General features: G+C 50.4%; 24 protein-coding genes. 15 read left to right on the forward strand and 9 right to left on the reverse strand.

Going from position 1 to position 22711, the window contains the following annotated elements; all coding sequences use genetic code 11:
* The first annotated feature begins 78 nt into the window (after positions 1 to 78).
* Entirely contained in the window at positions 79 to 1491 is a 1413-nt protein-coding gene (trkA, locus tag HMPREF3052_RS09365) for a Trk system potassium transporter TrkA (RefSeq protein WP_070714208.1), read from the forward strand.
* Between the two features lie 77 nt (positions 1492 to 1568).
* On the opposite strand, the gene lgt is transcribed toward trkA, so the two are convergent.
* Together lgt and HMPREF3052_RS09375 are read right to left on the reverse strand one after the other, a co-directional pair.
* Positions 1569 to 2429, reverse strand: coding sequence for a prolipoprotein diacylglyceryl transferase (lgt, locus tag HMPREF3052_RS09370; protein WP_070749612.1), 861 nt, complete (start codon positions 2427 to 2429; stop codon positions 1569 to 1571).
* Positions 2430 to 2503: 74 nt separating this feature from the next.
* Positions 2504 to 3634, reverse strand: a complete 1131-nt coding sequence (locus HMPREF3052_RS09375; RefSeq protein WP_003746205.1) for a M14 family metallopeptidase — start codon at positions 3632 to 3634, stop codon at positions 2504 to 2506.
* Between the two features lie 174 nt (positions 3635 to 3808).
* Between HMPREF3052_RS09375 and argB the strand changes: the two genes are divergently transcribed.
* The 5 genes from argB (at position 3809) to HMPREF3052_RS09400 (ending at position 7949) form a co-directional block, all read left to right on the forward strand.
* Entirely contained in the window at positions 3809 to 4696 is an 888-nt protein-coding gene (gene argB, locus HMPREF3052_RS09380) for an acetylglutamate kinase (RefSeq protein WP_070749613.1), read from the forward strand.
* Between the two features lie 261 nt (positions 4697 to 4957).
* On the forward strand, positions 4958 to 6244 hold the full coding sequence (gene eno, locus HMPREF3052_RS09385; RefSeq protein WP_070749614.1) for a phosphopyruvate hydratase: 1287 nt from the start codon (positions 4958 to 4960) through the stop codon (positions 6242 to 6244).
* A 16-nt stretch (positions 6245 to 6260) separates the two neighbouring features.
* A complete protein-coding gene (ftsB, locus tag HMPREF3052_RS09390; RefSeq protein WP_070749615.1) occupies positions 6261 to 6536 on the forward strand; it encodes a cell division protein FtsB in 276 nt (91 codons plus the stop codon).
* Between the two features lie 101 nt (positions 6537 to 6637).
* The gene (locus tag HMPREF3052_RS09395; RefSeq protein WP_070749616.1) at positions 6638 to 7129 is read left to right on the forward strand and encodes a DUF1841 family protein; all 492 of its coding nucleotides are present in this window, start codon (positions 6638 to 6640) and stop codon (positions 7127 to 7129) included.
* 112 nt (positions 7130 to 7241) lie between these two features.
* Positions 7242 to 7949: an SIMPL domain-containing protein gene (locus HMPREF3052_RS09400; RefSeq protein WP_070749617.1), complete on the forward strand. Its 708-nt coding sequence runs from the start codon at positions 7242 to 7244 to the stop codon at positions 7947 to 7949.
* A gap of 72 nt (positions 7950 to 8021) precedes the next feature.
* Here HMPREF3052_RS09400 and HMPREF3052_RS09405 read toward each other — a convergent pair whose 3' ends face one another.
* The 3 genes from HMPREF3052_RS09405 to HMPREF3052_RS09415 all read right to left on the reverse strand — a co-directional run bounded on the left by HMPREF3052_RS09405 (position 8022) and on the right by HMPREF3052_RS09415 (position 10758).
* Complete coding sequence (locus HMPREF3052_RS09405; RefSeq protein ID WP_070749618.1) at positions 8022 to 8549, reverse strand: single-stranded DNA-binding protein; 528 nt, start codon at positions 8547 to 8549, stop codon at positions 8022 to 8024.
* A gap of 1 nt (position 8550) precedes the next feature.
* Positions 8551 to 9933, reverse strand: coding sequence for an MFS transporter (locus tag HMPREF3052_RS09410; RefSeq protein ID WP_070749619.1), 1383 nt, complete (start codon positions 9931 to 9933; stop codon positions 8551 to 8553).
* Positions 9934 to 10134: 201 nt separating this feature from the next.
* Positions 10135 to 10758 (reverse strand): lytic transglycosylase domain-containing protein, encoded by a 624-nt coding sequence (locus tag HMPREF3052_RS09415; protein WP_070749620.1) that lies wholly within the window; start codon positions 10756 to 10758, stop codon positions 10135 to 10137.
* A gap of 173 nt (positions 10759 to 10931) precedes the next feature.
* Here HMPREF3052_RS09415 and ppx point away from each other — a divergent pair, with 173 nt between their 5' ends.
* The 5 genes from ppx (at position 10932) to HMPREF3052_RS09440 (ending at position 15403) form a co-directional block, all read left to right on the forward strand.
* The gene (gene ppx / locus HMPREF3052_RS09420; protein WP_070749621.1) at positions 10932 to 12440 is read left to right on the forward strand and encodes an exopolyphosphatase; all 1509 of its coding nucleotides are present in this window, start codon (positions 10932 to 10934) and stop codon (positions 12438 to 12440) included.
* A gap of 87 nt (positions 12441 to 12527) precedes the next feature.
* Positions 12528 to 12899 (forward strand): 30S ribosome-binding factor RbfA, encoded by a 372-nt coding sequence (gene rbfA / locus HMPREF3052_RS09425; RefSeq protein ID WP_003685554.1) that lies wholly within the window; start codon positions 12528 to 12530, stop codon positions 12897 to 12899.
* Positions 12900 to 12906: 7 nt separating this feature from the next.
* A complete protein-coding gene (locus HMPREF3052_RS09430; protein ID WP_141756634.1) occupies positions 12907 to 13773 on the forward strand; it encodes a hypothetical protein in 867 nt (288 codons plus the stop codon).
* Between the two features lie 66 nt (positions 13774 to 13839).
* A complete protein-coding gene (gene truB / locus HMPREF3052_RS09435; RefSeq protein ID WP_070749629.1) occupies positions 13840 to 14754 on the forward strand; it encodes a tRNA pseudouridine(55) synthase TruB in 915 nt (304 codons plus the stop codon).
* 22 nt (positions 14755 to 14776) lie between these two features.
* The gene (locus HMPREF3052_RS09440; RefSeq protein ID WP_070749623.1) at positions 14777 to 15403 is read left to right on the forward strand and encodes an NAD(P)H-hydrate epimerase; all 627 of its coding nucleotides are present in this window, start codon (positions 14777 to 14779) and stop codon (positions 15401 to 15403) included.
* A gap of 49 nt (positions 15404 to 15452) precedes the next feature.
* Here HMPREF3052_RS09440 and HMPREF3052_RS09445 read toward each other — a convergent pair whose 3' ends face one another.
* Entirely contained in the window at positions 15453 to 15812 is a 360-nt protein-coding gene (locus tag HMPREF3052_RS09445) for a CrcB family protein (RefSeq protein ID WP_070749624.1), read from the reverse strand.
* Between the two features lie 81 nt (positions 15813 to 15893).
* On the reverse strand, positions 15894 to 16571 hold the full coding sequence (locus tag HMPREF3052_RS09450; protein WP_070749630.1) for an energy-coupling factor ABC transporter permease: 678 nt from the start codon (positions 16569 to 16571) through the stop codon (positions 15894 to 15896).
* 164 nt (positions 16572 to 16735) lie between these two features.
* Here HMPREF3052_RS09450 and HMPREF3052_RS09455 point away from each other — a divergent pair, with 164 nt between their 5' ends.
* The 4 genes from HMPREF3052_RS09455 to HMPREF3052_RS09470 all read left to right on the forward strand — a co-directional run bounded on the left by HMPREF3052_RS09455 (position 16736) and on the right by HMPREF3052_RS09470 (position 21573).
* The gene (locus HMPREF3052_RS09455) at positions 16736 to 19789 is read left to right on the forward strand and encodes a DNA translocase FtsK (RefSeq protein WP_070749625.1); all 3054 of its coding nucleotides are present in this window, start codon (positions 16736 to 16738) and stop codon (positions 19787 to 19789) included.
* Between the two features lie 303 nt (positions 19790 to 20092).
* Positions 20093 to 20827: an aquaporin Z gene (gene aqpZ / locus HMPREF3052_RS09460; protein WP_070749626.1), complete on the forward strand. Its 735-nt coding sequence runs from the start codon at positions 20093 to 20095 to the stop codon at positions 20825 to 20827.
* A gap of 147 nt (positions 20828 to 20974) precedes the next feature.
* A complete protein-coding gene (locus tag HMPREF3052_RS09465) occupies positions 20975 to 21307 on the forward strand; it encodes a hypothetical protein (RefSeq protein ID WP_049323479.1) in 333 nt (110 codons plus the stop codon).
* Positions 21295 to 21573, forward strand: a complete 279-nt coding sequence (locus HMPREF3052_RS09470; protein WP_070749627.1) for an NF038104 family lipoprotein — start codon at positions 21295 to 21297, stop codon at positions 21571 to 21573. The genes HMPREF3052_RS09465 and HMPREF3052_RS09470 overlap by 13 nt, the downstream gene beginning before the upstream one ends.
* A 59-nt stretch (positions 21574 to 21632) precedes the next feature.
* On the opposite strand, the gene radC is transcribed toward HMPREF3052_RS09470, so the two are convergent.
* Both radC and HMPREF3052_RS09480 read right to left on the reverse strand, forming a co-directional pair.
* Positions 21633 to 22307 (reverse strand): RadC family protein, encoded by a 675-nt coding sequence (gene radC, locus HMPREF3052_RS09475; protein ID WP_003685430.1) that lies wholly within the window; start codon positions 22305 to 22307, stop codon positions 21633 to 21635.
* 37 nt (positions 22308 to 22344) lie between these two features.
* Positions 22345 to 22711, reverse strand: a 367-nt coding sequence (locus HMPREF3052_RS09480; protein WP_070749628.1) for an IS1595 family transposase, incomplete at its 5' end; no start/stop codon positions are given.

Consider the following 22711-nt stretch of genomic DNA (forward strand, 5'->3'; position numbering starts at 1 on the left):
AAACACAGGCCGTCTGAAACTCCAATTTCAGACGGCCTTTTGTTACAATTTCATTTTTACCGAACACACTCAATTACCGTGAAAATACTCATCCTCGGCAGCGGCCAAGTCGGCTCGACCGTCGCCCAAAACCTCGCCTCCGTTCCCAGCAACGACGTTACCATCATCGACATCGACGAAAAAGCGCTCAACCGTATCAGCAGCCGTCTCGATGTCCAAACCATCGTCGGCAACGGCGCATCGCCCTTTACCCTCGAACAGGCAGGCGCGGCAGATTCCGACCTCCTGCTTGCCCTGACCCGCAGCGACGAAACCAACATTGTCGCCTCCAAAATCGCCGCCGACCTATTTAACATCCCCAGCCGCATCGCACGCGTACGCTCAAGCGAATACCTCGAATATCCGGTTGACGGCAGCGACAACCCCGAAGAAGGCAGCCTCAACATCTTCGGCATTACCGAAACCATCAGCCCCGAACAACTGGTTACCGAACAACTCGTCGGCCTGCTCAACTACACCAGCTCATTGCAGGTACTCAGTTTTGCCAACGATAAAGTGCGCATGGTGATTGTTCAAGCACGCAAAGGCGGTTTGCTGATCGGCCGTGAAATTGCCGACATCAACCAACACCTGCTTGAAGGCGTGGACTGCCAAATCTGCGCCATCTACCGCAACAACCGCCTGATCGTCCCCACCCCGCAAACCGTCATCATCGAAGGCGATGAAGTCCTGTTTGCCGCCGACATCAACAGCGTTGAAGCCATCATGCGCGAATTGCGTCCGAAAGAAGCGCGTACCCGCCGTATTATGATTGCCGGCGGCGGCAACATCGGCTACCGCCTCGCCAAGCAGCTCGAGTCCAAATACGACATCAAAATCATCGAATACAAACCCCAGCGCGCCGAATGGCTGGCCGAGAATCTGGACAACACCCTCGTCCTGCAAGGTTCCGCCACCGACGAAACCCTGCTGGACGAAGAATACATCGACGAAATCGACGTCTTCTGCGCGCTGACCAACGACGACGAAAACAACATCATGTCCAGCCTGTTGGCAAAAAACCTTGGTGCCAAACGCGTGATTACCATCGTCAACCGCTCAAGCTACGTTGATTTACTCGAGGGTAACAAAATCGATATCGTCGTTTCCCCCCACCTGATTACCATCGGCTCCATTCTCGCCCACATCCGCCGCGGCGACATCGTTGCCGTCCATCCTTTGCGCCGCGGTACAGCCGAAGCCATTGAAGTGGTGGTACACGGCGATAAAAATACTTCCGCCATCGTCGGCCGCCGTATCAGCGGCATCAAATGGCCGAGCGACTGCTATATCGCCGCCATCGTCCGCGGCGCAACCGGCGAAGTCATCATGGGACACCACACCGAAACCATCCTCCAAGACGGCGACCACATTATCTTCTTCGTCTCACGCCGCCGCGTCCTGCCGGAGTTGGAAAAACTCATTCAAGTCAAAATGGGCTTTTTCGGTTAAACCCGAAATCCGTTTGCTTGAAGCCATAAAAAGGCCGTCTGAAAAGGTTTTCAGACGGTCTTTATTTATTGTTTTATTTATGCTTTGGCAACACTGTTTTTACGTCCAAACCAAACAAAACCAATCACACCCAATACAATCATCGGTACGCTCAACCATTGACCCATGGACAAACCCAAAGTCAACAGGCCGAGATAGTCGTCAGGTTGACGAGCAAATTCGGCAATAAAGCGGAACAAACCGTAACCGCCCAAGAACAATGCCGCCGTTTGTCCGGCCGGACGTGGTTTTTTCGAGAAAATCCAAACGATGACAAACAGGCAAATGCCTTCAAGGGCAAACTGGTAAAGCTGAGACGGATGGCGCGGCAGCATGCCGTATTGTTGCAACCATTCAGCCCACAAAGGATTGTGCGCCGCAGCTTCCGCATCTTCGTAACGCGCTTGCGGGAAACCCATCGCCCAGAAAGCATTGAGTTCGGTCACGCGTCCCCAAAGTTCGCCGTTGATAAAGTTGCCGATACGGCCGGAAGCCAAGCCCAGCGGCACGAGCGGCGCAACGGTATCCATCAATTTTAAAATGCTGATGTTGTGCTTGCGGCCAAACAGCCACATGGCAACGACCACGCCCAAGAAACCGCCGTGAAACGACATACCGCCTTCCCACACTTTGAAAATATCCAACGGGTTGGCCAAATAGTCGGAAAATTTATAAAACAAAACGTAGCCGATACGGCCGCCCAAGATCACGCCCAAGATACCCCAAGTCAGGAAATCGTCGAGTGTTTCTTTGGTAAACACAGAATTGCCCTGCGCGATACGGCGGCGGCCCAAAATCGTAAACAGGATAAAGCCGACAATATAGCTCAAGGCATACCAGCGGATGGCAAGCGGGCCGATGCTGAACAGCACCGGATCAAACTGGGGATGTATCATCATAATGTGTGTTCCTTATCTCAAAGGCCGTCTGAAAGCCTGAACTTTCAGACGGCCTGTATGCAGTGTCGGACGGTTTAACGCAAATCGCCAACCACATTCAAAATAGCAGACAACATGGCCTCGCCCAAGCGCAGCGAGCGTTGGCCGTTCCAGCCGAAATCGTCGTCCGGCAGGTTGGCATTGTCTTTAAACGGCATTTCCAAAGTATAGGCAAGGCAGTTGAAATGATTGCCGACCCAGTTAGTCGCCAAAGTCATGTTTGCCTGACCCGGCGCATCTTTGTCATAGCCGTAATCATCTTGGAAATCGGGGCTGGCATTGAGCAGCGCAAGTTTGAATTGGTCTTCCAAGGCTTCGATGCGCTCGTTGTAGTTCGGCACGCCTTCGGTACCGGCCACAAAGACAAACGGCAGACCTTCATCGCCGTGAATATCCAAGAACAAATCCACGCCGGTTTCCATCATTTTTTCGCGAACGGTAAAAACTTCGGGGCTTCGCTCCAAAGTCGGGTTTTCCCATTCGCGGTTGAGGTTGGCACCGGCGGCATTGGTGCGCAGATTGCCCAGCACAGAACCGTCCGGATTCATATTTGGCACGATGTAGAAAGTTGCGCGGTCAAGCAGCATGCGCGCGGTCGGATCTTGCGGATCAAGCAGGCGGCCCAGCAAACCTTCAACAAACCATTCCGCCATGGTTTCGCCCGGATGCTGACGGGCGATAATCCAGACTTTCATATCGCTTTCGACTTGGTTACCGATGGTCAGAAGATTGATGTCGCGGCCTTGAACGGTACTGCCCAAGTCGTCGATACGGCACAAACCGCTGCCCTGCGCATCGCCCAAAAGGTTCAAATGCTGCTCGTTGGAATAAGGCTCGAAATAAGCGTAGTAAACGCTGTTGGACAAAGGCGTATGGTTGATGGTCAACACGCCGTTTTCGTAGCTGGTCGGCACGCGGAACCAATTTTGGCGGTCGTAAGAAGCGCAAGCCTGATAGTCCTCCCAGCCCAAAGGATACGCAGCGTCCGCCGCATTTTCAAAATGCATCACGCAGTTTTGATAGGCCGCACCCTGCAAACGGAAGTAAAACCATTGGGCAAACTCCGAAGCATTGTCGGGACGCAGGGCGAGACGGATATCGGCAGGGTTGCTCAAGTCTTTGACAACGACCGAACCGGCATCGAATTGGGTGCTGATTTTCATCATTGGTATCCTTAGTAATCGGCAAAGAGGCCGAAGCAAACCGTCATTTTACCGTTTGCATGAGGCTGGTTTCAACCATTTAACTGATTTAACAGGATTTCAAGCGCTTGGAAATATTGTTTCAGACGGCCTTTGGGATTAAGATAAAGGCCGAAATCATGAAACAAGGTTGAAACCATGACTCAGCAACAATCTGTCTCCTCTGCGATCAAAGCGCGCGTCCTTGCCGAATCTTTACCTTATATCCGCCGTTTTTCCGGCTCCATCATCGTCATTAAATACGGCGGCAACGCCATGACCGAACCTGCCTTAAAAGAGGGCTTCGCACGCGATGTCGTCCTGCTCAAACTGATCGGCCTGCATCCCGTCATCGTTCACGGCGGCGGCCCGCAAATCAATGAGATGTTGGAAAAAGTTGGCAAAAAAGGAGAGTTTGTTCAAGGCATGCGCGTAACCGACAGCGAAACCATGAACATTGTAGAAATGGTTTTAGGCGGACACGTCAATAAAGAAATCGTTTCCATGATTACCACCTTCGGCGGTCGCGCCGTCGGCATTACCGGCCGCGACAACCACTTCATCAAAGCGGAAAAACTCCTAATCGACACGCCCGAACAAAAAGGCGTGGACATCGGCCAAGTCGGCACAGTGGCCGACATCGATACCCGTTTGGTGGAAGGCCTGGTCGAGCGCGGCTGTATTCCTGTCATCGCACCCATCGGCGTAGGTCAAAACGGTGAAGCGTTCAACATCAATGCCGACTTGGTTGCCGGTAAACTGGCGGAAAAACTTCAGACCGAAAAACTGCTGATGATGACCAATATCCCCGGCGTACTGGATAAAGAAGGCAAATTACTGACTACCCTGACGCCAAGCCGCATTGACGAACTGATTGAAGACGGCACGCTGTACGGCGGTATGCTGCCTAAAATTGCCTCTGCCGTCGAAGCTGCCAAAAGCGGCGTCAAAGCCACGCATATCATAGACGGTCGCGTTCCCAACGCCCTGCTTTTGGAAGTGCTGACCGATGACGGCGTAGGCTCAATGATTTTGGGCGAAGGCTAATCCGCTATTCAGACGGCCTTATGCCTGATTTAATCAGCTTTTCACCCTAAAAAGGGTAAAAAATGTTACACTATACGGCTTATGTTTGTTTGAGCGATATTGACGTGAAACAAACTTACAGTCAGTTTCATACCGACTCCGATACCATACTTGGCAAAGACGGTATAATGTCTGCATTCATCAGACTTTGGCAATCATCCTTAAGGCCGTCTGAAACGTAACAAAGCTACTTTTCTTTTACCATCCTATTTGGAGATATTCATGAGCGCAATCGTTGATATTTTTGCACGCGAAATTTTGGACTCCCGCGGCAACCCTACCGTAGAGTGTGACGTATTGTTGGAATCCGGCGTCATGGGACGCGCAGCCGTACCTAGCGGCGCATCAACCGGCCAAAAAGAAGCTTTGGAACTGCGTGACGGCGACAAATCCCGTTACTTGGGCAAAGGCGTATTGAAAGCCGTTGACCACGTCAACAACCAAATCGCACAAGCCCTCATCGGTATCGATGCCAACGAACAATCTTATATCGACCAAATCATGATCGAATTGGACGGTACTGAAAACAAAGGCAACTTGGGTGCCAACGCTACTTTGGCCGTTTCTATGGCCGTAGCACGCGCAGCTGCTGAAGATGCAGGCCTGCCTCTATATCGCTACTTGGGCGGCGCAGGCCCAATGGCTCTGCCTGTTCCGATGATGAACGTTATCAACGGCGGCGAACATGCCAACAACAGCCTGAACATCCAAGAATTCATGATCATGCCTGTCGGCGCAAAATCTTTCCGCGAAGCTCTGCGTTGCGGCGCTGAAATCTTCCACGCACTGAAAAAACTGTGTGATGCCAAAGGCTTCCCAACTACTGTTGGCGACGAAGGCGGTTTCGCACCTAACCTGAACAGCCACAAAGAAGCCCTGCAACTGATGGTTGAAGCAACCGAAGCCGCTGGTTACAAAGCAGGCGATGATGTCTTGTTTGCTTTGGACTGCGCATCCAGCGAGTTCTACAAAGACGGCAAATACCACTTGGAAGCCGAAGGCCGTTCTTACACCAGCGCAGAATTTGCCGAATACCTTGAAGGCCTGGTTAACGAATTCCCGATTATCTCCATCGAAGACGGTATGGATGAAAACGACTGGGACGGCTGGAAACTCCTTACTGAAAAACTCGGCAGCAAAGTACAACTGGTCGGCGACGATTTGTTCGTAACCAATCCGAAAATCCTTGCCGAAGGCATCGAAAAAGGCGTGGCAAACGCATTGCTGGTCAAAGTCAACCAAATCGGTACTTTGAGCGAAACCTTGCAAGCGGTTGACTTGGCAAAACGCAGCCGTTACGCCAGCGTAATGAGCCATCGTTCGGGCGAAACCGAAGACAGCACCATTGCCGACTTGGCCGTCGCTACCAACTGTATGCAGATCAAAACCGGTTCATTGAGCCGCTCCGACCGCATGGCGAAATACAACCAACTGCTGCGCATTGAGGAAGAATTGGCAGAAGCTGCCTACTACCCCGGCAAAGCCGCATTCTATCAACTGGGCAAATAAGAAAAGGTATTGATGTATGAAGTGGGTAACTGTTGTTTTATCCATCGCGCTTGCTTACTGCCAATACAGCCTTTGGTTTGGGAAAGGCAGTATCGGGCATACGGAAGAATTGCAGGAACAACTTTCCGTGCAGGAGGAGAAAAACCAGACGCTCACTTTGCGCAACAATTTCCTTAATGCAGAAGTTGAAGACTTGGCACACGGACAAGAGGCCATTGCCGAAATTGCCCGCGTCGAATTGGGCTATGTCCAAGACGGCGAAGTGTATTACCGAATCATCGACCGCCGCTAAACCCTGCAAAACAAAGGTCGTCTGAAAACATATTTTTCAGACGGCCTTTTTTATCGCAATCGCTATATAATCACATATCCCAAAATCAAATCACACCCATCATGTATGACGTAAACACCCACGATGTCCGCCGATTCTTTGCACACGTCTGGCAACACAGGCTCGCACCACTCCAATTGGACGGCCTGCAACAAAAAGCTTTGCGCATTATCGAAGCCCATCCCGAATACGGACACTATCTCGAAGACATCGAACAATATTTAGATAAAGAATGGTTGCCCGAAGACGGCGAAAGCAACCCATTCCTGCACATGTCGCTACACCTTTCCCTGCAAGAGCAAAGCACCATCGACCAGCCCCCGGGCATCCATGCCATCCACCAACAACTTTGCGCCCGTTACAACGGCGACTGGGTCAAAGCCGAACACGATATGATGGAAGCATTGGCAGAAACCATCTGGGAAGCACAACGCTACGGACGGGGCCTTGACGTCAATGCCTACATGACCCGCCTACGGAAATTGGTCGGCTTAGGCCAAGAAGAAAAAGCCCGCCTCAATCCCCATGAAGTCGGCTTGATGGATACAAAGTAACTTCTTTTCAGACGGCCCCAACCCATACAAATCCTTACGCTTGCCAAAGCCAATGTTTCCATCTTTCATGCTAAATCACTTTTTTGAAACCCGCATTACAAGGAAAAACAAAATGCTCCGCCCAGCCCTTACCGCCCTACTGCTAGCCGTCTCCCTGCCCGTTGCAGCAGAAAGCCTCAATTACAATATCGTTGAATTTTCCGAATCCGCGAATATGGAAGTGCCACGGGATACCATGACCGCGCATTTCAGCATCAACGTAGAAGGTAAAGACCGTCAAGCCGTCAACCAAGCCTTCATGAAGAAATTCAACCAGTTCAACAAAATCTCCCAAAACAACAAATTTAAAGCCGAGCTGATGGAGCGCAACTCGTCCCCACGCTATCAATACACCAACGGCAAACGCACCCAAACCGGCTGGGAAGAACACGCCTACTTCAAAGTAGAAAGCAAAGACTTTGAAGCACTCAACCGCCTAATTGCCGACAGCATCAATATCGCCGTTTTGGAAAGCTCCTCATTTTCCGTATCCAAAGAAAAACGCGAAGAAACCGTCGACCAACTGAGCAAGGCCGTCATCCTGCGCTTCAAAGACCGTGCCCAAAACCTCGCCCAAACGCTCGGCTTCTCCAGCTACAAAATCGTTAAACTCAACCTGGGCCACATCGGCAACCGCCAAGTCGGCGGCGATTTCGCACGCGCCAAAATGCTTCGTGCAATCCCTGCTGCAGAAGTGGCTGCAGGAATAGAAGATGGCGTACCAACCTCTCCGGGTTCAGAAGAAATCAGCCTGACCGTCAGCGGCTCAGTGCAAATGTAGGATTTTCTTTTAAATCATTTTAAAGGCCGTCTGAAAGTATATTTTTCAGACGGCCTTTGTGTTGCTCAACAATTAAAACGGAATATCGTCGTCGATATCATCAACCGGAGCGGTCGGTTGTGCCGGAGCAGGACGACGGGCTGGGGCGGCTGGGTGTTCTTGAGCCGGGGCAGATTGGTATTGCTGCTGTGGCGCTTGTTGGTAGCTGCTTTGGCTTGAATGACCGCCTTGATTATAGCCGTCATCGTATGGTGCGCCGCCGCTGTTGTCGTTGCGGCCGCCGAGCATTTTCATTTCGTTGGCGATAATGTCGTAAGCGGTGCGCTCGATGCCGTCTTTGCCTTGGTATTTACGGCTTTGGATACGGCCTTCCAAATACACTTGGCTGCCTTTACGCAGGTATTGACCGGCGATTTCGGCGAGTTTGCGGTACATGGTGATGTTGTGCCATTCGGTACGTTCTACGCGTTGGCCGTTGCGGTCGTTCCACGTTTCGCTGGTGGCAATGCTGAAGTTACAGACGGCCTCGCCGTTGGGCATATAGCGGACTTCCGGGTCGCGGCCGAGACGGCCGATGAGGATAACTTTATTCAATGACATTTTACACTCCTGTGATAATTTTTTCGGCGGCTTCTTGGTCAAATCCTTTTTGCAAGGCCTTGATATAAATGGTTTGTTTGTCTGCGCTAAAGCTGATGCTTTCAACGCCTTCAATTTCGGTCAATTTTTGGTAGAGCAAATCCGGATTTTGTTGCCATTCGGCGTTAAGCTGATAGCTGAGGTTTTTGACGGGTTTCGGTGCAGGCGAAATGACTGCCAATACCAGCCACAGCAGCATTAATACGCTACAAAAGGCAAATACGCCTGCAAAACCGTATTTTTGGAACAATAAACCACCGGTTGCGCCGCCGACAAACAAGCCGACCGACTGCATGGTGTTATACACGCCCATAGCGGTGCCTTTCAAATCGGACGGAGCGATTTTTGACACCATAGACGGCAGGCTGGCTTCCAACACATTGAAACCAATAAAGTAAACAATCAGATAAGCGGTAATCAACCATACCGAGTGCATTCCGAACAGCAAACCGATTTGCGCCGCGGCAATGCAGACGATACCAAGAATAAACACTTGTTTGAGTTTGTTGCGCGTTTCGCCGACGATAATCAGCGGCACCATAATAATCAGGCCGGTAATGGTTGAAGGCAGATAGACTCGCCAGTGATGGATTTTTTCCAAACCCAACTGCGTCATGGCAAACGGCAATGCGGTAAATAAAGCCATTTGCGCCGCATGCAAGGCAAAAATACCGAAGTCGAGATTGAGCAGTTGGCGATTTTTCAATACCTCGCCCATACGAGAAGGCTGCGCCTGCGTGTCTTCATGCATTTTTGACACTTCCGGATCAGGCGTCATCCAGGCAACCACGCCAATACTGATTACAGTCAGAATACCGGTCAGCGCAAACAGGCCGGATACGCCGATAAAGCTGGCAATCATCGGGGCCAGCACTAGGCTGACGGAGAAGGTCAAGCCGATACTCAGGCCGATCATCGCCATCGCACGCGTCCGCACTTCGTTACGGGTCAAATCCGCCAGCAAAGCCGTTACCGCCGCACTGACGGCACCCGCACCTTGAATGGCACGCGCGGCAACCAACATCTGCAGGCTATCGGCAACTGCGGCCAAAAAACTACCTGCCGCAAACACAATCAAGCCGGCATAAATCACTTTTTTACGACCGAACTTGTCGGAAGCCATACCCAAAGGCAGCTGCAGCAAAGCCTGTGTCAGCCCGTAAATACCCATCGCCATACCGACCAGCGCTTTATTGTTTTCTGCGCCGGGCAACGAAGCGGCATACATCGCCAAAACAGGCAACACCAAAAACATCCCCAACATACGCAGTGCGTAAACGCCGGAAAGTGTGGTACTGGCACGCCATTCGTGCGGAAACATTTGAATGCGGTTATCTCTTGCCATAAATAATGTTTCAGACGGCCTTAAGTTTGCGAAAGGCCGTCTGAAAGTGTGAATTAACAGATTTTCTGATTATACAGGATTCAAAGGAATTGCATGGAGTCAAATCGCAAGCCGTTTATCGCAAACCTGCTTCATCGGTATAAAACGGTTTTAACAAAAAACAACATCACGCAAGATCTGCCCTATCCCATTTATCCCGAATCAACCCCACTGCCATCTATTTCGCCACGCGCCTAACACGGCATTTGAATATTTGTTACTGCCCAAACTGCCGTTAAACCTTGCCAAAGCGCGGACAATATTGCCTTTTTCGATATTGTTGTAATGGCGAAGAATGGTGCAACCATAGCGCAGATTGGTGCGGATATCGAAAAGGTTGTGCGACGGATTGCCAATATAGTTTTTCCAAAACGGCATCACCTGCATCAAACCGCGTGCGCCCACGCCGCTGATGGCATATTGGCGAAACGCGCTTTCCACTTCAATCAAACCCAGAATCACTTGAGTGTTGAGTCCGGCACGACTGCTTTCGTATTGAATATTAATCAACAAACGGCGGCGCTCGCCCTCATCGGGAATAAAGCGTGCCAATCGGGAAGACATCGCCGCCAACCAACGTTCCCCTTCCCTCGAATCGGCAAACACCAGCCGCGCTGGGCTGGCGCTATTAATCGAACTGCGCATCACGGAAGCCACATCATCGGCCAGCGTTTCTTCACGTTGAGCCCCCGCCCATGCGGTCGCAGGCGTCAAAAGCATGGCTCCGCCGACTTGCAACAGGCGGCGGCGCGATAAAAATAAGGAATCTTGGTTTTCCGATTTCATGTGTTTTCTCTTTTTAGGCCGTCTGAAAAGTTCAGACAGCCTTTGATATACTTGCTTAAAATCAGCATTATAAAATACATCTATGAGCAGAATCAAAGAGCTGTATACCTTTTATTGTCAAGTGATACCGCCTCAAGTAACATTTAGGTTTTTCTAATCAACCGGTATTTTTTATGACCACCACTCCCGCCAACGTTTTAGCCTCCGTCGACTTGGGTTCCAACAGTTTCCGCCTGCAAATTTGTGAAAACAACAACGGCCAGCTGAAAGTCATCGACTCGTTCAAACAAATGGTTCGCTTTGCCGCCGGCTTGGACGAACAAAAAAACCTGAGCGAAGCCTCTCAAGAACAAGCATTGGAATGTTTGGCAAAATTTGGCGAACGCCTGCGCGGATTCCAACCTGAAAACGTGCGAGTGGTGGCCACCAATACTTTCCGCGTCGCCAAAAACATTGCCCAATTCCTACCCCGTGCCGAAGCGGCGTTGGGTTTCCCCATCGAAGTCATTGCCGGCCGTGAAGAAGCGCGTCTGATTTACACCGGCGTAGTGCATACCCTGCCGCCCAAAGGCGACAAAATGCTGGTTATCGACATTGGCGGTGGTTCGACCGAATTTGTCATCGGCTCGGATTTGCAACCGCTGACCACAGAAAGCCTGCCTTTGGGCTGCGTAACGTACAGCATGCGCTTCTTCCAAAACAAAGTGACCGCCAAAGATTTCCAAGCCGCCGTTTCCGCCGCGCGTATCGAAATCCAGCGCATCAGCAAACTGATGAAGCGTACCGGTTGGGATTTCGCCATCGGCACGTCCGGTTCGGCAAAATCCATACGCGACGTTTTGGCAGCCGAATTGCCGCAAGAAGCCGACATTACCGCCCAAGGCATGCGTTATCTTGCCGATAGGATTATCGAAGCCGGTTCGGTTAAAAAAGCCAAATTTGAAAACCTCAAACCTGAACGCATCGAAGTTTTTGCAGGCGGATTGGCCGTGATGATGGCCGCTTTTGAAGAACTCTCGCTGACCAAAATGACCGTTACCGAAGCTGCCCTCCGCGACGGCGTGTTCTACGACTTAATCGGCCGCAGCCTCAATGTCGATATGCGCGAGCAGACAACGGCGGAGTTCCAAAAACGCTACCACGTCAGCCTCAACCAAGCCAAACGCGTTGCCGATACCGCGCAAGCCTTCATGAACAGCCTGTGCCACGCCAAAAACGTAACTGTTCAAGAGCTTGCCTTATGGAACCAATACCTCAGCCGCGCAGGCCGTCTGCATGAAATCGGCTTGGATATTGCCCATACCGGTTATCACAAACACTCCGCTTACATTCTCGAAAACGCCGATATGCCGGGCTTCTCACGCAAAGAGCAAACCATTTTGGCGCAACTGGTTATCGGCCATCGCGGCGATCTTAAGAAAATGGCGGACATTATCGGCAACAACGAAATCATGTGGTGTGCCGTATTGTCCCTGCGCCTGGCAGCCCTCTTCTGCCGCTCGCGCCTGCCGCTTGATTTGCCGCCGCAAACCCAGCTTCGCGTCGATGAAAACAACCACAGCTTTATCTTGCGCATCAACGCCCAATGGCTGGAACAACATCCCCTCATCGCCGATGCGCTGGACTACGAAAGCGCGCAATGGCAAAAAATCGATATGCCTTTCTCGGTTCAAGCACAATAAACCGCGCTCCGTTATAATAGGCAGCTTTTCAAAATCCAAACCGCAGGCCGTCTGAAAACGACAGCCTGCCATACATCAAGGAAAACCATGAGAAAACCCCAACGCGGCTACGCCCGCCAAGACCGTGTCAAAGAACAAATCATGCGCGAACTTGCCGAACTCGTCCGCACCGGCCTGAAAGACCCGCGCGCCGGTTTCATCACCATCAACGAAGTCGAAGTCACCCGCGATTACAGCCACGCAACCGTGTTCTACACCGTCCTCGACGACAGCACACGCGATATTACTGAAGAAGCTTTGGAACACGCCAAAGGCCATTTACGCAGCGAATTGGCCAAACGCATCAAACTCTTCAAAACGCCCGAGCTGCATTTCAAATACGACGAATCACTCGAACGCGGCATGAGCATTTCCAGCCTGATCGACCAAGTGGCGGCGGAAAAACCGGTTGAAGATTAAGAAATCTATGATGAAAAAATGGCTTGTATCTATTTTATTTGCAACAGCGTCCTATGCCTTTTCCACGCCTTTATCTTTTAATTGGAAGCAAAATAAAGCCGAAGTAACAGAGATAACTGATATTCCATATGGCGTGACAGAAACAAATGATGTTTCATCCAACGTGATAGAGTATAGGTATTTCATTCAATTAACCAAACGGGGAATAAGCAACTTTGTACTGTCTTACGGCAACCGTAATATTATTTCTATCAATGATTACAAACCTAGCGAAGAAGATGTACTCTCTTTGCAAACTCTGCCACCCCTTGTTTTACTAATTAATCAATCAGGACAAGCTGTTGATATTATCAACTGGAAAGATTTTTACACTCAATCAAAGAAAATAAGCCTTGAGAAGAAAAGTATTAGTAAAGATGACTTGGAGGAATTAAACAATCTAGAAATACAAAATGCCATAAAACAAAAAAAGATGGACAATCCATGGGGTTACTGGATATGGCTTTGGGCGGATATTAACCCTGACAAGCTACCTGCCCCATCTCAGAAAAATTTTTCTATCTTAGGCATACCGTATATTCAAACAAGTTCTTATGAATTGATAAATCAGACTGATCAAGAGATAACATTACGATACCAATCTCAAGTTAATATGGATCAGACTGCCGATATCAGCAACGAAAGCTTCTTGAAAGCAGATAAGGTAACTACGAAAGAACTGATAGATGCAGACCAACTTTTCAAAAGTGTAACGGTAACCGCAACATTGGCAAAGCAAACCATGCAACCAAAATCTGTAGAGGTTTCTGAAGTTTCTTCATTTCCATTTATAAAAATCAAGCGGACAACTTATCGCTTTAAATGGTTCAACTGATAATAAAATGCCGTCTGAAAATATAAAACTCTTTTTTCAGACGGCATGTTCCTTAAAAAAAACGCTATGACAGCCAAACCCACCAAACGCCCGGTCAACGGCGTTCTTCTCCTCGACAAACCCGAAGGCCTTTCCAGTAACACCGCCCTGCAAAAAGCGCGGCGCTTGTTCCGTGCCGAAAAAGCCGGGCATACCGGCGTACTCGATCCTTTGGCCACAGGGCTTTTGCCTGTTTGTTTTGGCGAAGCGACCAAGTTCGCCCAATATCTGATTGATGCCGACAAAGCCTACACCGCCACGCTGAAACTGGGAGAAGCCAGCAGTACGGGCGATGCAGAAGGCGAAATCGTTGCCACCGCACGCGCCGATATTTCATTGTCCGAATTTCAGACGGCCTGCCAAGCCTTAACGGGCGATATCCGCCAAGTGCCGCCTATGTTTTCCGCCCTCAAGCACGAAGGCAAACCGCTGTACGAATACGCGCGCAAAGGCATTGTTATCGAACGCAAAGCGCGTGATATTACGATTTATTCCATTGATATTACTGAGTTTGATGCACCCAAAGCCGTGATAGACGTACGTTGCAGCAAGGGTACTTACATCCGCACCCTCAGCGAAGACATCGCCAAACACATCGGCACATTCGCCCACCTGACCGCCCTGCGCCGTACTGAAACCGCCGGATTTACCATTACCCAAAGCCACACGCTCGAAGCCTTGGCAGAATTGGACGAAGCCGAACGCGATGCCCTGCTGCTGCCTTGCGATGTCTTGGTGCAACATTTCCCCAAACTTGAGTTAAACGACTACGCCGTTACCATGCTCAAACACGGTCAACGCCCCCAGTTTACCGAAGACATTTCCGCCGAGCAGCCCATCCGCGTATACAGCCGAGACGGCACATTTATCGGGCTGGTGGAATATCAAAAAGAAATAGGCCGTCTGAAAGCCTTGCGTCTGATGAATACCGCCGAAAAATAACTTACTACAAAGAGAGCCGATCATGAAAGTCTATACCGCCGCCCAAATGCGTGAACGCGAACAAGCAGCCGTCGATAAAGGCACGAGCTTCGACCAACTAATGGAAAACGCCGGCAGCTCTGCCGCCCGAGACCTCATGCAGCGTCACCCTCAAGCCGGACGCGCCCTGATCGTTTGCGGCAAAGGCAACAACGGTGGCGACGGCTTAGTCATGGCAAGATATATGCAGGCGCAAGGTTGGCACATCGATATTCTGTTTTCACTCGGAGAAAACCTCTCCCCCTTGGCTCAAACCAATCGGGAACGCCTCAACGGTTTGCCCCATATTGAATTGATATCCGTACAAGAACTGGCAGGCCGTCTGAAAAAAGGTTACGACATCATTATCGAAGGCATATTCGGCACAGGCTTCAGCGGCGCGCTTCCAACCGAAATCGCCGCCCTCTGCCGCCAACTCAATCATTCAGACGGCCTGAAAGTCGCCCTCGATATTCCCACCGGCCTCAACTGCGACACCGCCGAAGCCGATCCCGACACATTCCGCGCAGACCTGACCTACACCTTTGCCGCCTACAAACCGGCACACTTAAGCGAGTCCGGCAAAACCTATTGTCAAGAAACCGTCTGTTTGCCTATTGGCATTGATTAAATGCCTATAAAAAACAACAGGGTGCAATTTTGCACCCTGTTGTTTTTGCTTACTTCCAAATCTGCGCCAATTTAATCCCCAGCGCCGTCAAACCAAACGAACCGAAAACATGCAGACAGGTTGCCATCAAAGCCATACCCCAACGTTGCGCCTGCATCAAACCCACCATCTCCAATGAAAAACCTGAAAATGTGGTTAAGCTGCCGAGAAAGCCGGTAATCCAAAGCAAACGCCATTGCGGATCGGTTAAGAGTTCCGCCAATACACCGATCAGCAGCGCGCCCAGCCAGTTTGCCGCCAAAGTACCGATAGGAAAAGGCGCAGAAGACACCAGCACCAAGCCAAACAGCCAACGCAATACAGCCCCGATAGCGGCACCGCAAACAATGGGAAAAATATAAGCAAACATAATAAGTTAAACATTCAATTCAAAAAACAGACAATCCGGTCATTAGGCCGTCTGAAAACCAAGCAAGGATGCCTTCATGTCTTACTGCCAAATCTTAGGCGCGGATTTCAAATACCTGTCGTCATCGAAAGTACAAATCCATTGCGGCTTGAGCGCGATAAAAATGGCTGTTGAAATACCGCTCAAAAATGCCTCTGCCCAAGCGATTAAGAAGAAAACAGGAAAAGCGGTTTTCCACAATACAGCCGTATCAAACACATCCGCCCAGTCCAACAAACCGACCAAAACCACACCGGTAAACACCATTCCGACCGCCGCAGCCCAAAAACCATTCAGAAAAATAAAGATAAAGATATTGGCAGGCAAACGCGATACCCAATGGCGGAAACCCAAGTTCACCAACAAAGGCGGAAGCAATACGGACAAGACGTTGATGGAGAACATATGCCAATCGCCCCAAAGCCACAAATACGGAAAAAACAGCAAAACGCCAAGGCAGAATGCGGCAGAGGTGCCCAGCATTAAAGCTGTCAGGTTCAAGGCGAGCAGATGATAGCTCATGCCGGCCAGTTGTCCGCTTTCCGGGGAGGCATTCAAACTCCAAGCCAGCGGCAACATCACGGCAGCCACCAAGAATGCGGAACGATGCTGCGATACCGACACCCATGCCTGCTTTGCACACAAAGCAAAAATCACCAGCAACACAGGCCATGCCGCCATCACGACACCAACGGGAAACCATCCGTTTTGAAAAATCATCATCTCATCCGCAAAATGTTCAGACGGCCTATTATACGCGTCTCAAGCCACAGCTTTGACAATCCTGTTTGCCTTTGCCGTTAAAGCTTGTTTCGGCTGGTTTTGTTTACCCGAAAAAAGCGTTAGAATAACGGACTTTGCCGTTTAATTAAGGGGATGGACGCATGCTTTGGACAATATTGGCTTTAATTCTGCTGGCTGTCATAGCCGGCTTGTTCTGGTGGCGCCAGAAACAAGAGCAAAAGTGGCGCCATGAATTGGCCCGACTCAGTGGCGACGAACAAGAAATAAACGAAGAAGACAGCCCGGTCGGTTTTTTCGACCAACTGGACAGCCTGAAACGTTTGTTCAGCATGAACAAGCGCACTGCCGACAACCATAAAATTGCCCGCATCCGCCTGCTTTCCGTGCTCGAACACAATAAAATGAAACGCGCCGAAACAAACGAAGAGCACGCAGCAGAACCGTTTACCGAAGAGCTGGAACACATCACAGCTACCGAAGAAGAAATCAAAGTTGCACCTAAAACCCGCAAATCTGCCAAACCGGAACGTATTCCTAAAATAACGCCGTTTGCACAGATGGAAACGCCCGAATACAGCCCGTCTTTGGTGCAAAACAGCAATTTTGAAGAAATCACATTAGAAGAAGCCACCCGTTCCCTGCACGAAGCAGCGGTTGAAGAATGGAACGAGCATTTGGCCGAAAAAAATGCGCCAATTTACAAAGACGAAGTCGAAACCCCATTATTGCGCGCTTCATCCCTGCCGATGACCGGCATGGAAATCATCGACTATAACGACCCTATCTTGCGCCGCACACGCGAACGTGCCTTGGCGCGTGCCAATAATGTCCGCGTGGCAGAAGCCAATGCGCCGCATATCGAAACCGTTCAGACGGCCTTAAGAACTGCCGAAAAAGAAGCCATCCTCCCCTATACTTCCATGCAGGCATTCCCTTCTGAAATCCAAGCGGAAGATATTCACAACAACCTTGCCCGCCGCACCGCCGCCCGCCACAAACTGGCCGAGGCCGTCGCCCCATTGCGCGGCTACTCTCCGCGCACCATCGAAAATGACGAAATTTTGGCCAACTTGGGACAAATCAGCCGTCCTGCCAGCTTGCGCCGTCAAGTTCGCTATACCGAAGCGGCCGCCGAAAGATGGGCGCGTAAACAAGCTGCCACGGAAGCTGTTGCACCACGACCTGCCGCACCGGCAACGCCGTCCCGTCCGAAACCGGCTGCGCCTGTTAAAAAATCCCCTTATATCTCCCGACCTGCCACGCCAAACGCAACCGTAGTCGAGCCGCCTGCCGTACCGGTTGTCCCTATGGCTAAAACCGATATTCCTGAACCGCCTGTTTTCCAAACCTCAATCGCGCCAATTGATATCCCCGAGCCGCCTGCTTTTGAACATAAAATCCAAGTGCCGATTTTTGATGCACAAGTCAATGCGCATGTCAGCAATCAGCCTGAACGCAGTATCCACGATTATTTAATCAGCGAATCTGCCGTCGAAGAAACGGAATTCGATAGTGAGCCGGAAGCAACTGTACAACCGGAAGCAGAAGCTATTCAAGCGGTTGAAGCTATTGAACCCGTTGAATCTGTTGAAACAATCTCAAGGCCGTCTGAATATACACAGACAGCCGTTGAAACGCCTGTTCAAACCGTAGAACCAAGCGTTCAAGAGAGTACGCCAAGCGTAGTTCTTCCGACTTCGGCAACACTTACCGAAGCATACCTGCCGACTACCGCCCTGCTTCTGCCGCCGCAGTTTGACCCGAGCGCCTCCCAAACTGAAGAACAGTTGCTAGAAAACAGCATTACCATCGAAGAAAAACTGGCCGAGTTCAAAGTTAAAGTCAAAGTGATGGACTCCTATTCCGGCCCGGTCATTACGCGCTACGAAATCGAGCCTGATGTCGGCGTGCGCGGCAGTGCCGTTTTGAACCTCGAAAAAGACTTGGCGCGCTCGCTTGGTGTGGCTTCTATCCGCGTGGTGGAAACCATCCCCGGCAAAACCTGCATGGGTTTGGAATTGCCTAATCCGAAACGCCAAATGATCCGCTTAAGCGAAATCTTCAATTCTCCTGCGTTTACCGAATCCAAATCCAAACTGACCCTCGCTCTCGGCCAAGACATTACCGGCCAGCCTGTTGTGACAGACTTGGCCAAAGCGCCGCATCTGCTGGTTGCCGGTACGACCGGTTCGGGTAAATCCGTAGGCGTGAACGCCATGATTCTGTCCATGCTCTTCAAAGCAACGCCTGAAGACGTGCGCATGATTATGATTGACCCGAAAATGCTGGAGCTGAGCATTTACGAAGGCATTCCGCACCTGCTCGCCCCCGTCGTGACTGATATGAAGCTGGCCGCAAATGCCCTGAACTGGTGCGTCAACGAAATGGAAAAACGCTACCGCCTGATGAGCTTTATGGGCGTGCGCAACCTTGCCGGTTTCAACCAAAAAATTGCCGAAGCCGCCGCACGTGGCGAAAAAATCGGCAGCCCGTTCAGCCTCACGCCTGAAAACCCTGAGCCATTGGAAAAACTGCCGTTTATCGTGGTCGTGGTAGATGAGTTTGCCGACCTGATGATGACTGCCGGCAAGAAAATTGAAGAACTGATTGCCCGTCTTGCCCAAAAAGCGCGTGCAGCCGGCATCCATTTAATTCTTGCCACCCAACGCCCAAGCGTGGATGTCATTACCGGCCTGATTAAAGCCAATATTCCGACACGCATTGCCTTCCAAGTGTCCAGCAAAATCGACAGTCGCACGATTCTCGACCAAATGGGTGCGGAAAACCTGCTCGGCCAAGGCGATATGCTGTTCCTGCCGCCCGGCACCGGTTATCCGCAACGCGTACACGGCGCATTCGCATCCGACAATGAAGTACACCGCGTAGTGGAATATCTGAAACAATTCGGTGCGCCTGACTATATCGACGATATTTTAAGCAGCGGTTCGACCGAGGACTTTACCGGCACCAGCCGTAGCAACGACAGCGACCTTGACCCCATGTATGACGAAGCCGTTTCCGTTGTCTTAAAATCGCGTAAGGCCAGCATTTCCAATATCCAACGCCAACTGCGCATCGGCTACAACCGCGCCGCCCGCTTGATTGACCAAATGGAAGCCGACGGCATTGTTTCACCGGCGGAAAACAACGGCAACCGCACCATCTTGGCGCAAAGCAGCGACCATCTGGATTAATTTATCCTTGTTTAAAATTAAGGCCGTCTGAAAACTTTTCAGACGGCCTTTTTAAATCAGATAATGGGTTCAGAGATTTTGATCAAATTAATAATCTGTAAATAATATTACCTACAAAACCAAATGCTTTTACATTAACGGTATTTGCTTCGCTATCAAATAAACCCAGCCTCAATAAACAAAACTCAACCTGCAAGATATATCTCCCTATCCATTTGTCGCCCTTTTCAGACGGCCTTTTGTCAAGACCGGAAAAAAACAGGTAAATCCGTTTTTCGCTTAGAAACAATCTTATTATGATTCATGCCTTCGGCAACACCCCACCCTTTACAAGGAAAAACAAATGAAAAATATTTTGCAGAATTTTTCGGCACTTTCTGGCTGGTATTCGGCGGCTGCGGCAGCGCGGTTTTGGCAGCAGCTTACCCAGAACTTGGCATTGGCTTTACCGGTGTCGCTTTAGCATTCGGTTTGACCGTACTGACCATGGCTTACGCTGACGGCCACATTTCCGGCGGCCACTTCAACCCTGCCGTTTCCGTCGGCCTTTTCATCGGCGGCCGTTTCAACGGTAAAGACCTGTTGCCTTACATCGTATCCCAAGTGATCGGTGCGATTGCCGCTGCGGGCGTTCTGTATCTGATTGCTTCCGGTAAAACCGGTTTTGATGCTGTTGCTTCCGGCTTTGCCAGCAACGGTTTCGGCGAGCACTCTCCTAACGGTTACGACATGATGGCCGCTTTGCTGATCGAATTCGTCCTGACCGCATTCTTCCTGATCATCATCATGGGTTCTACCGACAAATTGGCTCCGGCCGGCTTTGCTCCTATCGCCATCGGCCTAGGTCTGACCCTGATTCACTTAATCAGCATTCCTGTAACCAATACTTCCGTTAACCCTGCACGTTCTACCGGTGTTGCCTTGTTCCAAGGTGGCTGGGCTGTTGAACAACTGTGGTTGTTCTGGTTGGCTCCTATTGCAGGTGCAGCAGTTGGCGCGACTATTTACCGCTTCGTTTTGGCTAACGACGACAAATAATCTTGACGGAATGACATTCCCGGTGCGGCTGACACTCTAAACTGACCGCACCCAAGTTGCCGAGATACAAACGCACTGCCTGACTCAGACGGTGCGTTTGTTTTTGCCATGTTACAATACTTTCTTTTCCCACATTCTCAAACCATCATGCAAACCTTACCTTTTCAAACCGATATCGCCGCCAGAATGCTGGTCAATACCGAAAACGAAACCATCCATCCCGATGCCGTATTTGTACAAACGCAAAACGGCTACTGGATTGCTTGGCACAACCAACAAGCCGCCCTACTTGCCCCCGACACACCGCCCGATATTCCCTGCTTTTGGGTAGAAGGCGCAGAAAGCTTGGAAGAGCTGGTAAGCATGGTAGAAAACGGCGAATTTGACGAAGTTGAAGAATTTGACGGCGATGATGATGCTTGGCAAGAAGCACTCGGATGCGGCCATCATCACGAAGGACACTGCGGATGCAGTCATTGAGATGCACCAATCGCCTGATTCCGGTACTTGCCCTTTGCCTGACGCTTAACGGCTGCGTTGTAGGCGCGGCTGTCGATTTGGCCGCCACAACCGTCCTGACTGCCGGAAAATTGGTTGTTAAAGGAACCGGGGCAGTGATTGACGCCGCCATTCCTGACGGTAAAAAAGACAAGGATAAAGAAAAAGAGAAGGAAAAGAGCAAAGAAAAGCTAAAATCGGAAGAAATCGTCTATAAAGAAGAATCCTCCGACGAAGTAACGCAATAATCCTTCAGACGGCCTCAGCAAGGTAACCAATCCTACTGAGGCCGTCTGAACATTCATCCTTACATATAGCCCTGTTCGCGCAAAGAGCAGGTTTCTTTTGCCGTCACGATAAAATGGTCCAACAGCGTAATATCGACCAAACTTAAAGCCTGTTTCAAACGCTCTGTAAACTGCACATCAGATTCAGACGGCCTTGCCGAACTGCCCGGATGATTGTGTGCCAAAATCAAACTGTCGGCATATTCATCCAATGCCAATTTGACAATTTCACGGATATAAACCGTATTTTCCGCCACCGTACCGCGCGACAATTCCCGTACCGCAATCAATTGATTTTGACGATTGAGCAGCAAAGCAACGCTGACCTCGATTTTTTCATGCCCAAGATGCAGGCGCAGATAATCCGCAACCGATTTCGGGTTTGACAAAATAATCTGCTCCTGCAAATCCTCACCTAAAATCCGCCGCCCGATTTCTTTGACCACGGCAAATTGAGTATAGCTTGCCAAACCCATGCCCTTATAAGCAGCGAGTGTTTTGGCATCCGCACTCATCAGCTTCCCCAAACTGCCAAACTCACTCAACAAATAACGCGCCAAATCAACCGCGCTCATACCGCGCGTTCCAACACGCAATAAAATTGCCAGCAACTCCGCATCACTCAACGCCGCCGCACCATGCGCCAAGAGCTTCTCGCGCGGCCGCTCCCCCTCGGGCCATTCTTTGATACTCATATTTTCCCTTTTATTTTGGGGCTGACGTAGATTAGCCCTAAATTCCACACCAATCCCGCAGGATTTTAAGCTGCCGCGACGGTGTGCCGAAGTTAAATCGAAATTCGCATTCTTTCAAGAATAGCGGGAAAGATTTGCGATCGATTCCGTTGTATTTTCGCAAGACACGTTTTGCCTGATTCCAAAAATTCTCAATGCCGTTAATGTGGTTCTGACGGTCGGCAAATTCCTTGGAATGGTTGATGCGGTAATGGATGAAACCGCTCACATCCAACTTGTCGTAGCTGCTCAGGCTATCCGTGTAAACAATGCAGTCCGGCATGATTTTCTTTTTGATGACAGGGAGTAACGTTTCAGACTTGGCATTATCCACCACAACGGTATAGACCCGTCCGTTGCGTTTC

The organism is Neisseria sp. HMSC056A03 (assembly GCF_001815685.1).
GTDB classification, from domain to species: domain Bacteria; phylum Pseudomonadota; class Gammaproteobacteria; order Burkholderiales; family Neisseriaceae; genus Neisseria; species Neisseria subflava.